11 protein-coding genes are annotated in these 13669 nt (G+C 67.6%); 3 read left to right on the top strand and 8 right to left on the bottom strand.

The genetic code is table 11. The annotated features are described in order from the left end of the window. Positions 1 to 7 precede the first annotated feature (7 nt). Positions 8 to 748, top strand: coding sequence for a UDP-2,3-diacylglucosamine diphosphatase (gene lpxH / locus N8888_RS03815; RefSeq protein ID WP_197572237.1), 741 nt, complete (start codon positions 8 to 10; stop codon positions 746 to 748). A gap of 54 nt (positions 749 to 802) precedes the next feature. Here the strand turns inward: lpxH and N8888_RS03810 are convergent, their stop codons facing one another. Continuing rightward, positions 803 to 2056 (bottom strand): M12 family metallo-peptidase, encoded by a 1254-nt coding sequence (locus N8888_RS03810; RefSeq protein ID WP_263177696.1) that lies wholly within the window; start codon positions 2054 to 2056, stop codon positions 803 to 805. A gap of 225 nt (positions 2057 to 2281) precedes the next feature. On the opposite strand from N8888_RS03810, the gene N8888_RS03805 reads away from it, so the two are divergent. After that, the gene (locus tag N8888_RS03805; protein ID WP_263177694.1) at positions 2282 to 3739 is read left to right on the top strand and encodes a T6SS phospholipase effector Tle1-like catalytic domain-containing protein; all 1458 of its coding nucleotides are present in this window, start codon (positions 2282 to 2284) and stop codon (positions 3737 to 3739) included. A gap of 42 nt (positions 3740 to 3781) precedes the next feature. On the opposite strand, the gene N8888_RS03800 is transcribed toward N8888_RS03805, so the two are convergent. The 7 genes from N8888_RS03800 to N8888_RS03770 all read right to left on the bottom strand — a co-directional run bounded on the left by N8888_RS03800 (position 3782) and on the right by N8888_RS03770 (position 12328). Further along, positions 3782 to 4606 carry a ferritin-like domain-containing protein gene (locus N8888_RS03800; RefSeq protein WP_065175939.1) on the bottom strand — a complete coding sequence of 275 codons (825 nt, stop codon included), beginning with the start codon at positions 4604 to 4606 and terminating at the stop codon, positions 3782 to 3784. A 10-nt stretch (positions 4607 to 4616) separates the two neighbouring features. Continuing rightward, a complete protein-coding gene (purF, locus tag N8888_RS03795; protein WP_065175938.1) occupies positions 4617 to 6083 on the bottom strand; it encodes an amidophosphoribosyltransferase in 1467 nt (488 codons plus the stop codon). 30 nt (positions 6084 to 6113) lie between these two features. Beyond that, positions 6114 to 6875, bottom strand: coding sequence for a CvpA family protein (locus tag N8888_RS03790; RefSeq protein ID WP_111186888.1), 762 nt, complete (start codon positions 6873 to 6875; stop codon positions 6114 to 6116). A gap of 43 nt (positions 6876 to 6918) precedes the next feature. Continuing rightward, positions 6919 to 7929, bottom strand: a complete 1011-nt coding sequence (locus tag N8888_RS03785) for an SPOR domain-containing protein (protein ID WP_111186889.1) — start codon at positions 7927 to 7929, stop codon at positions 6919 to 6921. Between the two features lie 81 nt (positions 7930 to 8010). Then, positions 8011 to 9282 (bottom strand): bifunctional tetrahydrofolate synthase/dihydrofolate synthase, encoded by a 1272-nt coding sequence (gene folC / locus N8888_RS03780; RefSeq protein ID WP_263177691.1) that lies wholly within the window; start codon positions 9280 to 9282, stop codon positions 8011 to 8013. Between the two features lie 45 nt (positions 9283 to 9327). Beyond that, a complete protein-coding gene (locus N8888_RS03775) occupies positions 9328 to 9972 on the bottom strand; it encodes a histidine phosphatase family protein (protein ID WP_053519451.1) in 645 nt (214 codons plus the stop codon). Positions 9973 to 10165: 193 nt separating this feature from the next. Beyond that, positions 10166 to 12328 (bottom strand): S46 family peptidase, encoded by a 2163-nt coding sequence (locus tag N8888_RS03770; protein WP_263177690.1) that lies wholly within the window; start codon positions 12326 to 12328, stop codon positions 10166 to 10168. 202 nt (positions 12329 to 12530) lie between these two features. Between N8888_RS03770 and tdh the strand changes: the two genes are divergently transcribed. Further along, the gene (gene tdh, locus N8888_RS03765; protein WP_053520036.1) at positions 12531 to 13553 is read left to right on the top strand and encodes an L-threonine 3-dehydrogenase; all 1023 of its coding nucleotides are present in this window, start codon (positions 12531 to 12533) and stop codon (positions 13551 to 13553) included. Positions 13554 to 13669 lie beyond the last annotated feature (116 nt).

Here is a 13669-nt window from a genome sequence, read left to right as displayed (position 1 = left end):
TGCCGGCATGACCACGCTGTTCATTTCCGACCTGCACCTGGACCCGAGCCGTCCGGAAATCACCGACCTGTTCCTGCGTTTCCTGCGCGAACAGGCGCCCGGCGCGGACGCGCTGTACATCCTGGGCGATCTGTTCGAGGCCTGGATCGGCGACGACACGCCCTCACCCGCCGCCGATGCGGTGGCGGACGCATTGAGGACGCTCGCCGACAGCGGCGTGCCGGTGTACTTCATCCGCGGCAACCGCGATTTCCTGCTTGGCGAAGACTACGCACGCCGCGCCGGCCTGCGCATCCTGCCCGACCCCTGCGTGATCGAGCTGTACGGCCGTGCCGTGCTGCTGCAGCACGGCGATCTGCTGTGCACCGACGACATTCCCTACCAGCAGTTCCGCGCACAGACGCGCGATCCGGCCTTCCAGGCGCAGTTCCTCTCGCAACCGCTGGCCGCACGCATTGCCTTCGCACAGAAGGCCCGTGAAGCGAGCCAGGCACGGCAGTCGGAAATGAAACAGGGCGACCGCGTGCAGTTCGAGACAGTAACCGACGTGGCCCCGGCCGAAGTGGAGGCCACCTTCATCCGTCACGGCGTGGACACCATGATCCACGGCCACACCCACCGCCCTGCAATCCATGCGCTGCAGGCCGGCGGACGCAGCTGCACCCGCATCGTTCTGGGTGACTGGTACGAGCAGGGCTCGGTACTGCGCGTGACCCCACAGGGCTGGACGCTGGATTCGCTGACCTGAGGCCCGTCCATCCAAGGCAGCGCACGACCCCGGGTCGTGCGCCCCGAGTACCGGTTACCGGAAGCCGGCGATGGTGTGCTTGGTATTGACCAGCACGCGCTGGTTGTCGGCGGTGCTGGCAGTGCCCATCGGGATGCCGCTGTAGCTGATGTTCGGATTGGACCAGTAATTCAGGCGCGGGCAGCTGCGGGTGCAGTTGTACGCCATGATGGTGCGCCAGCCGGTACCGCTGGACGGCTCATAGCGATAGCCATGGCCATAGGCGTACGGCGACGTGCTCGGATCGTTGGCGAGATCGTGCCGCGCGCTCTGCAGGTGGCCGATCTCGTGGGCGAACGAGTAGTAGCCGGTCGCGCAATCCCAGTACACCGCCGCGAATGCGGTGGATGCGCTTGAGCCGATGCCCGAGGCCAGGCCGCAGTACGACGCGTTGTTGATCAGCAGCACGCCGACATCGGCCGTGTAGGTATTGCGGCTGCTGTGGATGCTGTCCATGTAGCCGTCGCTGGTGCCGCGGAAACGTGCCAGATCGGTATTGAAGTCGCCGGATTCGCTGTAACTGGTGGTCTCGTAGCGGGCCAGCTGCAGCGTCAGGCCGACATTGCTGTTGGTGTAGCCCTGGTTCGACTCGGCGACCGCCAGCTGCACCAGCGACTGCATGTTGCCGCCATAGGCGGCGACGGCGGCATTGGTGGCCACCACCAGTACGCGGATGGTCGCCGGCGTTCCCGAAGACGCCTGGGCAATGCCGATGCGGTCATCGGCCGGCAGCGGAATCTTCGGCAACTGGTTGTAGTCGGCCGGGTGGTCGGCCGGCATCCGCGATTCATCCACTTCCACCAGGACGTGGCGGTTGCCGAGCGGACGCAACCGGTAGAGTTTGCCGTCCTTGCGGATCGAGCCGGTCAGCGTGTCGCCGGAGCGGACCAGGATCACCGAATTGCCAGGGTCATCCTGTCCATTGGAGGTGGCCGCCTGCAGCCTGCCCGACGCGGAGCGGAGCTGGCCGTACCAGACAGAGCCGCCGTCGGGCAGCGTTTCGACCTTGCTGCGTACCGCCTGCACCCGCTGGCCAAGCAGCTCGAACTCCAGCTGCGGCTGCGCGGTGGCAGCGGCATCGACCCGCACCTCCTGCACGGCGGCCGTGGACGGCGTCGCCAGCAACCGGCCCAGCGCAGGTTCACTGCTTGCCGATGCACGACTGAGTACCGTCACCGGCTCGAACAACGGTGCAGCACCGGCGGCCGCAACCACCGACATTCCCAGCAACAGGCCACCCGCCGTCTTGCCAATCGATCTGGACATCATTTCGTCGCTCCTTGAATGAAGTGAACAGCAGTGATGCAGCACGACCCGTTGTGTCGGGTCCGGCCATCTGGCCTGCGCAGGTCGTGTGAATTCAATAGGCGGTGGGAATGAGAATCTGGATCTGTGATCGATCGCATCTGCGTTCAGTCAGGTCAACAGCGTCGCTACACTTCGCCAACACGCCGCTTTCGCGCTACCGTGACGTAGCCACGACGGGGAATGCACATGGCACCAGCGCAGGACACCCATGACGATGCCGCCGTGCTGCGGATTGGTCTGTTCTTCGATGGCACCCGCAACAACGCGCACAACCTGGCGCGCGGACACGTCCAGGTGCCGCAACCCCGCCCTGCCGTGCTGCGCGCCGACGATGATTCGACCTATCAGAGCCGGCTGACCAGCAGCTACGACAATGGCCTGACCAACGTCGCACGGCTGCACCGGTTGTATCCGGACAGCCGCAAGGAGACGCTGCCGTTCCCCTCGCTGGCCATCTACGTGGAAGGGGTGGGCACCCGCGATGATGCCGAAGACGATCTGCTGGGACTGGCCTTCGGCATCGGCGCCAGCGGTGTGCGTGCCAAGGTCGAGCGCGCGCTCAACGAGCTGTTGCCGGCAGCATTGACCAGCATGTCCGCGCGCTGGCACAGGCCCGTGCAGGCCGTGCAGCTGGATCTGTTCGGATACTCGCGCGGGGCGGCGGCGGCGCGCGATGCCGCCAACCGCTTGCAGGCCTGGGATACGGCCCGCTGGCAGCAACTGCTGCAGGACGCGGGGCTGGCGTGCGCCGCCGGCTTCGCGCCGGCACGGCCGCTGCTGCGCTTCATCGGCCTGTTCGACACGGTCGTCGCCGTAAGCGGGGGAAGAGCCGATGAGCGACCATGCGTCGCCCTCGCCGCCGACATCGCCGGACGTGTCGTGCAGCTGGTCGCGCGCGACGAACATCGCCAGCACTACCCGCTCACGCGGGTGGCCGCAGCGCACGTGGAGATCGCACTGCCCGGCGTGCACGCCAACATCGGCGGTGGCTACAACCAGACAGAGGAAGGACCGAAGCTGCTCAGTCGCCCACGCCGGCAGCAGCTGCGTCGGCCAGGCGTGGCCGACTACCAGGTCCCCCCGCTGGCACAGCTTCAGGCCACGACGGTGTACGCCGAGGCGCAGGCGGATGCCGAACGCTGGCGGCAGCAGCTCGGGCTGGGGGAAAAGGAAGTGTGGGTCGATGTCTGGCACCAGTGGCAGCAGCAACGCCGCGCCGGCAGCCGCAGCGTGCTGCTGTCGCCGGTGTTGTACGTCACCGCGGCAGTGGTGCTGCGTCGGCGCATCGACTGGCGTTACCAGCTGGTGGCCCTGCAGGTGATGCAGCAGCAGGCCATCGCCGCCGGCGTACGCTGGCGCGCAGATGCCAACGCGGTTGCCGGCTGGGAACTGCCCGAAGCACTGCTGCCGATCGCGCGCCGGCTGATGGCCGGCCAGGCCCTCACCCCGGCCCAGGAAGCACTGCTGCGCAGGCGCTACCTGATGCAGTCGGCACACTGGAATTTCGACGCTCTGGGCGATACCGCGCTGACCTATGCGGCCGATGCCGGCGTGAGCGAGCTGCCGTATCGACCCGGTCCCGGCCTGTTCTACATCAACCGCCCCACCGTGGATGGCAAGCGGGTGGTGCTGCCGAACACATGAGACGCACCCGCGCAGGGCGGGACTGGGCTCCCGCGTTGCCGGTCAGCCGGCCTGTTCGACCAGGTTGGCCAGTTCGTCGGCATCGAAACCGGCCAGCAGGCGGGCTTCCAGGTTGAACGGACCGTGCAGGTAACCGCCTGCGAACTCGACCAGCAGTGCCTTGAAGCGTGCGCGCGGTTCGACGCCGGCACGTTCGCAGTACCAGCGATACCAGCGCGAACCTGCGGCGACGTGCGCCACTTCCTCGCGCAGAATGATCTCCAGCACATCCGCGGTCTCGCCATCGCCGACGTTGCGCAGCTTGTCGATCATGCCCGGTGTCACGTCCAGGCCACGCGCTTCCAGTACGCGGGGCACCAGCGCCATGCGTGCCAGGCCGTCATGTGCGGTCTTCTCGCACATCTCCCACAGGCCGTTATGCGCAGGGAAGTCGGCGTAGTCGTGGCCATGTGCCAGCAGGCGCTCACGCAACAGCATGAAATGCCGCGACTCGTCATCGGCACAACTGACCCAGTCGGCATGGAAGGCTGCGGGCAGGCCGCGGAAGCGATACACGGCATCCCAGGCCAGATCGATCGCATTGAGTTCGATGTGGGCGATGGCATGGATGAACGCGGCGCGCCCTTCCACGCCACCGAGGCCACGCCGCGGCACCTCGCGCGGATGGACCAGTACCAGGCGGTCCGGCCTGCCCGGCATCCGGATCGGCTCCGGTGGCGGCGCATCCACCGCCACCTTCAGCCGCCCCGCGCGGAATGCCGCGGCATGAGCCTGGGTCAAGGCCACCTTGCGCAGCGGATCGGCTTCTGCAAGGCACTGCTGCGCGGCACGCAGCAGGTCGCCACCGACGTCGGCCAGCTCGACCACGCCCTTGGCCTCAGGCGCGGCGCTTGTGCTTGGCGTCGTCCGAACGCAGCTGCTGGATGCGCTCGAAGTAGCCCGGTTCGATGCCGGTGGGATAGTGGCCGTTGAAGCAGGACGAGTCGAAGTTGCGCAGTGCGGGGTTGCCCTCGCTCACGGCCGCTTCCATGTCTTCCAGATCCTGGTAGATCAGCCAGTCGCAGCCCAGGTGGGCCTCGATTTCTTCAACGCTGCGGTTGTGCGCGACCAGTTCTTCGGCGGCCGGCATGTCGATGCCGTAGATGTTCGGGAAGCGCACCGGCGGCGCGGCACTGGCCAGGTAGACCTTGCGTGCGCCCGCATCACGGGCCATCTGCACGATCTGCTGGCTGGTGGTGCCACGCACGATCGAGTCGTCCACCAGCAGCACCACCCGGTTGCGGAACTCCAGGTGGATCGGGTTGAGCTTGCGCCGCACCGACTTCACCCGCTCACCCTGCCCCGGCATGATGAAGGTGCGGCCGATATAGCGGTTCTTGATGAAGCCTTCGCGGTACTTCACCCCGAGCACATTGGAGATTTCCAGCGCGGCATCGCGCGAGGTATCCGGAATCGGGATGATGGTGTCGATGTCGTGGTCCGGGCGCAGGCGCAGGATCTTCTCGCCCAGCTTGATGCCCATGCGCATGCGCGCCTTGTGCACCGAGACATTGTCGATCATCGAATCCGGGCGGGCGAAGTACACGTACTCGAAGATGCACGGCGTATGCTCGGCCGGTTCGGCGCAGATTTCCGAGAACAGCTCGCCACGCGCGGTGATGACCAGCGCTTCGCCCGGCTGCACGTCGCGCACGCGCTGGAAGCCGAGCACGTCCAGTGCGGCCGATTCGGAAGCGACGATGTACTCGTCGCCCTCGGCATGGCTGCGCTTGCCCAGCACCAGCGGACGGATGCCATGCGGATCGCGGAAGGCAACCAGTCCCAGGCCCAGCACCACGCTGACCACCGCGTAGCCGCCCTTGCAGCGACGATGCACCCCGGCCACCGCGCGGATGGCGGCTTCCGGACTGAGCTGGCGCTGCTGTTCCAGTTCGTAGGCGAACACGTTCAGCAGCACTTCGCTGTCCGAATCGGTGTTGACGTTGCGGCGGTCCTGCTCGAACACCTGCTGGCGCAGAGCCTCGGTGTTGATGAGGTTGCCGTTGTGCGCCAGGGCGATGCCATACGGCGAATTGACGTAGAACGGCTGCGCCTCGTCCATGCCTTCCGAACCGGCCGTGGGATACCGCACGTGGGCGATACCGACGCTGCCCTCCAGGGTGGACATGGTGCGTGCGTCGAACACGTCGCGGACCAGGCCGTTGGCCTTCTGCACCCGCAGGCGGCTGCCGTTGGCGGTGGCGATGCCTGCCGCGTCCTGGCCGCGATGCTGGAGGACGGTCAAGCCGTCATACAACTGCCCGGCGACGTTCTGGTTGCCGACGATTCCGACGATGCCACACATGGTGCGAGGTCTCCGCTGGGCTGTGCCCAGTTACAAGGAAGGTGGCCGTGCCTGGCCTGGGGTCCCGCCCGCGGCAGGCGCGGGCCGGGCCGGACGCGCGGGCGCCGGCTCGATGTTGCTGGGCAGTGTGGGGGCCGGCCGGGGCTCCCGCTCCACGTCCACGGGCCGCGGCCATCCGCCGCCCGCCACTACCTCGTTGAGAACGCCATTATCGCCTGTCGGCGCCGGCTTGCCCAATACCTGCGAGGAGGTGGGGGCATTCTCGAGCAGGGGCAAGGGCAGTGCCCCCGGCAGCAGGCCGTCCAGCGGCAGCGCCTGTGGCAGCATGCCGTCCAGCTGCGGCAGCTGGGCCTGCATCCAGGCCACCGCCGGCTGCAGCAACGGCCGCACCTGCGACTGCTGCCATGCCGGCTCAGCCGGCAACGCGGTGAAACCGGCCAGCAGCAACAGCACGCTGGCGAAGAACAGGCCGCGGACCAGGCCCAGGGCACCGCCCAGCAGGCGATCCACGCCGCCCAACAGGGTCAGTTTGATCGCTGCCTTCAGCAACAGCCCGACCAGCCCGACCGCCACCACGGTGAGCACGAACACCCCCAGATAGCCGGCCAGATAGTGACCCGTGCCGGGTGGCTGCGGCGCCGCCCACCAGTGCGATGCCTCATTGCCGAAGGTGAACGCCATCCAGCCGGCCAGCAGCCAGGACACCAGCGCGACCACCGTGCCGATGAAACCGCGGATGAAGCCGAACAGCACCGACGCACCGATCAGCACGCCCAGCACGATGTCGATCACGCTGCCCGCTCCTGCCGACGACAGCGGCGGACAGCGCGCGTGATCACGGGTGCGGTCGGACCATGCCGGCCACGCCGACCTTGGCCGCCACCTGGGCCTTCAGCTGCTCGGCATCGGCGCGGTTGGCCACCGGCCCGACGCGCACGCGATGCAGGGTGCCCTTTTCGGTGCGGACCTGCTCGACAAAGGCACTGAATCCGGCAGCGCGCACCTTGTCGCGCAGCGCGTTGGCGTCGTTGGCCTGGCCGAACGCCCCCAGCTGGACCGCGAAACCAACACCGCCCGCCGCCGGCGCGGCCGGGGTTTGCGGTTGCGGCTTTGGCTCGGGCTTGGCGACCGGCTTCGTCGCCTCCGGCGTCGCCGTTGCCTTCGGTGCTTCAGGCTTGGCGACCGGCGTGCTGGGCGGCAGGCTCTCGCTGCGCACCGGGTTGCCCGTGGCCGACGGCGTGGACGCCGCCGCCGGGGTGCTGGCCGACGGTGCCGCCGGCGCCGCAGCAGCGGCGGCCGGTGCAGCCGCAGCTGCGGGCGCATCCAGCGTGATCACCTCGGCATGGACGTCGGAGCGGATCTTCACCGCCTGCAGGCGGGCCGCCTCGGCCTGGGCGCGATCGGCATACGGTCCGACGCGCACGCGCCACGCCTGCCGGCCGTTGATGGTCGCCGCCTCGGCAAAGCCCGGCAGCTGCGAACGCTTCAGATAGGCGATCACCGCATCGGCGTCGGCCTTGCTGCCATAGGCGCCGAATGTCACCGCATAGTTGCCGGCAGCCACCGCCGGCGAGGTGTCCACGGTCGGCGGCGTGGCGGGCGCGGCTGCGTCCTGCAGCGGTGCGGCCTGGCCACTCTGCAGGCCGGTGGCACCCCCGGCCGGGGCGACCAGCGGCAGCTCACGGGTCTCGAACTGGCCGTCGGCGGGCGCATTGGGCGCTGCGATCGGCACACTGGCGACGCCACTGTCCGGCGCCGGCCCCTTCACCAGCATCGGCAGGAAGATCACGGCGAGTGCCACCAGCACGATGGCACCAATCAATCGCTGTTTCAGAGGCGTATCCACGTGAGGCAGGCAACTGTCCGGGGGTTGCGGTCGATTATACGGGTGCCGGACCGGACGGCGTCGGCGTTGGCTGAACGTGGATCAGGGCGCGGGCTGCAACCACTGCAGGGCCGCAGCGGCCGTGTGGAACGAACCGAATACCAGTACGCGGTCGCCTGGCTGGGCCTGTGCCAGCACCTGCGTCAGTGCCTGCTCGACAGTGCCGGCCACCCGTGCGGTGACCGCAGCGGTGCCATGCAGACGTGCCTGCAGCTGCTGCGCACTCTGTCCGCGCGGACCTTCCAGGCCAGCCAGCGTCCACTCGTCCACCACCTCCTGCAGCGCCTGCACCACGCCTTCCGCATCCTTGTCCTGCAACGCGGCATAGACCGCCAGGGTCCGGCCCGGGACAGCTTCGGCCTTCAGCGCGCGTGCCAGCTGGCCGGCCGCCTGCGGGTTGTGACCCACATCGACCCGCACCTGCACCCCATCACGATCGAATGCCTGCAGGCGACCGTTGATGCGGGCCGCGGCGATGCCAGCCGCCCACGCCGCGCGTGGCAGCGGCCGGTCCAGCGCGCGCAGCGCGGCAATGGCCGCACCCGCATTGGCCAGCTGGATCGGACCGGCCAGCGCGGGGGTCGGCAGTTCCATGCGCAGGCCGACATCGCGCCAGCGCCAGCGCTGGGCATCGATCGGCTCGTAGAAGTAGTCGCTGCCGCCGCGGATGGCGTTCGCGCCCAGCAGATAGGCCCGTGCCAACACGCTCGACGGCGGGTCGGTCTCGCCCAGGATCACCGGTTTCCAGCCGCGGATGATGCCGGCCTTTTCCGCACCGATCGCTTCACGGTCCTCGCCCAGCCACTCGGCATGGTCGATGTCCACCGTGGTGATCACGGCCACGTCGGCGTCGACGATGTTGACCGCATCCAGGCGCCCTCCCAGCCCGACTTCCAGTACCGCCAGGTCCAGCGCTGCCCCCGCGAACAGCTGCAGGGCGGCCAGCGTGCCGTACTCGAAGTAGGTCAGGGTGATGTCGCCACGCGCAGCTTCGACGGCGTTGAATGCCGCCACCAGAGCGGCATCCTCCGCATCCTGCCCATCGATGCGCACGCGTTCGTTGTAGCGCAGCAGGTGCGGCGACGTGTAGGCCCCCACCTTCCAGCCTGCAGCGCGGCCGATGGCCTCGATGAAGGCGACCGTGGAGCCCTTGCCGTTGGTCCCACCGACCACGATGGTGCGCTTGGCCGGCGCGCCCAGTCCCATCCTCGTGGCCACGGCGCGGACGCGCTCCAGGCCCATGTCGATCGTCGCCGGGTGCTGGCGTTCAATGTAATCCAGCCATTCGGCCAGGGTGGTCGGCAGGTTCGTCACGGCAGCGGTTCCAGCAGAAGCAGGGTGGTTCGATGTGGACAGGGATCAGAGGGCGCGGTGCTTGGCTTCGCCGAAGAACGGGGTGTGGTGGGCGCAGTCGTTGAGGCGCACGACCTCCAGGCTCTCCAGGTCCGGACCTTCAAGCAGGTTCAACGTGGTCGGTGCCTGGCGGAAGGTCCACAGCCGCGACAGCGGCAGGCCCAGCACCCTGCACAGGATCACCCGGTTGACGGCATCGTGTGCGACCACCAGCAGCGTGTCGTGCTCCCCGAGGCCCTCGCTGGCGCGTGCCAGGCCGCGCCAGCTGCGCTCGAGCACCAGACGCAGCGACTCGCCGCCCGGCATCAGCACGGTATCGGGTTCCTCACGCCACGCCTTCAACCGCGACGGGTCCTTCTCGTTGATCTCGCTGGCCAGCAGGCCTTCCCACTCGCCATGGGCGATTTCCTGCAGATCCGGTTCGGTCTGCAGCGTGCCGGCACGGTCGGCGCCGAGGGCCAGCTGGGCGGTGCGCTGGGCGCGTGACAGCGGCGAGGCCACCGCACGGGTGATGTCCACGGATGCCAGGCGGGCGCCCAGCGCCTGGGCCTGGGCTTCGCCGATGGGCGAAAGCGGGATGTCGATCTGGCCCTGGTAGCGGCCTTCGGCGTTCCACGGGGTTTCGCCGTGGCGGGCAAGCAGGATGCGCATGCGTGCAAGGAGTCCTGGGGGGAGGAGATGGCCGCGTTTCGTTCACATCCTGTGAAGTACGCGGAACAGGGATGATACCTGTTCGGCGCATCGCACCGGTCGGGACATGAAAAAACCCCGCGACGGGGATCGCGGGGTTTCGGGATTGCAGACGGATTCCGCCGGGCATGGCCCGGCGGCGCCAGCATGAACCTTACTGCGCCAGGTTCAATTCCTTCAGCAGCTGCGGCGCGGGGGCCACTTCCTGCATGATCCACTGCATGTAGCGGCTGTCCACCGCGATCATGCGGGTCATCACCGGGTCGAATACCCAGTTGGAGCTGACCGATTCCCAGTTGCCGTCGAAGGCCAGGCCGACCAGCTTGCCGTGCGCATCGAGCACCGGCGAACCGGAGTTGCCACCGGTGATGTCCAGGTTGGACAGGAAGTTCACCGGCACCGAGCCGATCCGCTTGTCCTCCAGGCCGCCATATCGCTTGGCCTTGACCGCATCCAGCAGTGCCTTCGGCGAGTCGAACGGATCGACGCCGGTTTCCTTCGCCGCAACGCCTTCCAGCGTGGTGAACGGGGTGTACTGGACACCGTCCTTGCCATAGCCCATGACATTGCCGAAGGTGATGCGCAGCGACAGGTTGGCATCGGGATAGACGAACTCGCCCTTGCTCTTCTTGTAGTCCGCCACCGCCTGCAGGTACAGCGGACGGGCCGTCAGCGATTCACCTTCGCGGATCTTCCTCTGTTCTTCCTGCTTCAGCAGGGCCGGCATCACGGCCACGGCGTACTGGATGGCCGGATCGGTGCTGGCCTCGAAGGCGGCACGGTCGGCCTTGAACCACTTCAGGCGTGCATCGAGGCTGCCCAGCCCGGTGCCGGCCAGCTTCTTCACCAGGCCGTTGACGGCCCCGGCATCGCTGCCGCCCAGCCACTGGTTGAGAACCTCGTTGTTGCGCTGTGCCGCCGGCAGCGCGACGTACTGGTCCAGCCAGTACTGCTGCAGCTGCTGGTCCATGCTGGCGACGTAGCGACGGTCCATCTGGCGCAGATTGCCTTCCAGGGTCGGCAGGTCGCGCTCCTGATAACCGGCTTCACGCTCGGCGTCCGGCTTGGCGCGTTCGATCGACAGACGGTACAGCGACAGCGCGGCGCCCACGGCCGAGGTGTTGTTGAACTGGCCGACGAACAGATCGCGCTCGCGGGTACTCTTGCTGGTATCCAGGTGCTTGAGCAGCTGGGCGTGTGCGGCCAGGGCCGGCTTGCCGGCTGCGCCCTGCTGCTTCAGCCAGGCCAGCACGGCGGCCTCTTCGGCCCGCTTCTGCCCGGCCGCGTCGATGCGCTTGAAGCCTTCCAGCTGGCCGACGTAGTTCTTGGCCACGTTGTTCATGCTGGCCGCCGTGTTGGCGTACTTGACCTTGACGTCGGCGTCGGCCTTGCCGGCCTTGTCGATCAGCGCCAGCACTTCGTTGTAATGGCGGGCGATGGTCGGGTAGGTGAACTCGGCGGTTTCATTGAATTCGCCGGCCAGCGCATAGCGGTTGGTGCGGCCCGGGTAGCCGGCCACCATCACGAAGTCGTCCGCGCCCAGCGGCTGGTCGGCGAACTTCAGGAAGTGCTTCGGCTGGTACGGAACATTGTCGGCCGAGAACGCGGCCGGCTTGCCATCCTTGCCCACGTAGGCGCGATAGAACGAGAAGTCGCCGGTGTGGCGCGGCCACATCCAGTTGTCGACGTCGCCGCCGAACTTGCCGACGCTGCCCGGGGGCGCATAGACCAGGCGCACGTCCTTGATTTCCATGTTGCGGAACAGGCGGTAGGTATTGCCGCCGGAGAAGCTGTACAGACGGCAGCGGAAACCGGCGTCGGCTTCACAGGCGGCGGTCTGGGCCTTGTCGAACGCTTCCAGCGCACGGGTGCGGGCCAGCGGGTCCTTGCCGGCGGCGGCGATGGCGGCCTTGGCCTGGTCGGTGACGTCGGTGATCCGGTCCAGCACGAACACGCGGGCGTTGGGACCGGCGCTGAGTTCGTCCTTCAGGGTCGGCGCGTTGAAACCCTCCTTGATCAGGTTCTTCTCGGCGGTGGAGTTGAGCTGGATCGCGCCGTAGGCACAATGGTGGTTGGTGACCACCAGGCCCTGCGGGGAAACGAAGCTGGCGGTGCAGCCGCCCAGCGCCACCACCGCGCCCATCGGGTCGCCGGTCAGGTCGGACAGCTGTTCCGGCGACAGTTTCAGGCCGGCCTTCTGCAGCGGGCCGGCGATCTCCGGCAGCTGCTGCGGTACCCACATGCCTTCGGCGGCATGGGCGACCTGGACCAGCCCAAGGCTGGCGACGACGGAGAATGCAAGCAGGTTCGAGCGCATGGAGCGGCCCCTGGTAGTGGAACCTTCGATTGTAGCCCGCCCCCCTGCCCTGTCCCGAACCCCGGAAGTCATGGCCCCCGGCCCGCCGGCGCACGCCTTTCGTTCCGCCAGCGCGCCCGCAGCGCAACATTGGAATTCCGTGCAGACCTCTATAATCCGCGCTTTCCCCCTGATGAGTTCCACCCCGATGGCGCAGCAAACGATGAAGGCCCTGGTCAAGCGCGAAGCGGCCAAGGGCATCTGGCTCGAAGAGGTCCCGGTGCCGACCCCGGGCCCGAACGAGGTCCTGATCAAGCTGGAAAAGACCGCCATCTGCGGTACAGACCTGCACATCTACCTGTGGGACGAGTGGAGCCAGCGCACCATCAAGCCGGGCCTGACCATCGGCCACGAATTCGTCGGTCGCATCGCCGCGCTTGGCTCGGCGGTGACCGGCTATGAGGTTGGCCAGCGCGTCTCGGCCGAAGGCCACATCGTCTGCGGCCACTGCCGCAACTGCCGTGGCGGCCGCCCGCACCTGTGCCCGAACACCGTCGGCATCGGCGTGAACGTCAATGGCGCCTTCGCCGAGTACATGGTGATGCCCGCCAGCAACCTGTGGCCGATCCCCGACCAGATTCCGTCCGAACTGGCGGCCTTCTTCGACCCGTACGGCAACGCCGCGCACTGCGCGCTGGAGTTCGACGTGATCGGCGAGGACGTGCTGATCACCGGCGCCGGCCCGATCGGCATCATCGCCGCGGGCATCTGCAAGCACATCGGTGCGCGCAACGTGGTGGTGACCGACGTCAACGACTTCCGCCTGAAGCTGGCCGCCGACATGGGCGCGACGCGCGTGGTCAATGTCACCAACACCTCGCTGAAGGACGTGATGAAGGAACTGCACATGGAGGGCTTCGACGTGGGCCTGGAAATGAGCGGCAATCCGCGCGCCTTCAACGACATGCTCGACTGCATGTACCACGGCGGCAAGATCGCCATGCTCGGCATCATGCCCAAGGGTGCCGGCTGCGACTGGGACAAGATCATCTTCAAGGGCCTGACCGTGCAGGGCATCTACGGCCGCAAGATGTACGAGACCTGGTACAAGATGACGCAGCTGGTGCTGTCCGGTTTCCCGCTCGGCAAGGTGATGACCCACCAGCTGCCGATCGACGACTTCCAGAAGGGCTTCGACCTGATGGAAGAAGGCAAGGCCGGCAAGGTGGTACTGAGCTGGAATTGATCACTCGTGCCTCCGGCGCGACTGCCTGATTCCCCCGCATCTCACTTTGTCCCCGGCCGTTGGCCGGCCCACAGAGTGCCCGACGCCAGACACGAAAAAGGCACCTCCAGGGGTGC

The organism is Stenotrophomonas maltophilia (genome assembly GCF_025642255.1).
Lineage (GTDB): Bacteria > Pseudomonadota > Gammaproteobacteria > Xanthomonadales > Xanthomonadaceae > Stenotrophomonas > Stenotrophomonas maltophilia_P.
This window is presented reverse-complemented; position numbering and strand designations above follow the sequence as displayed.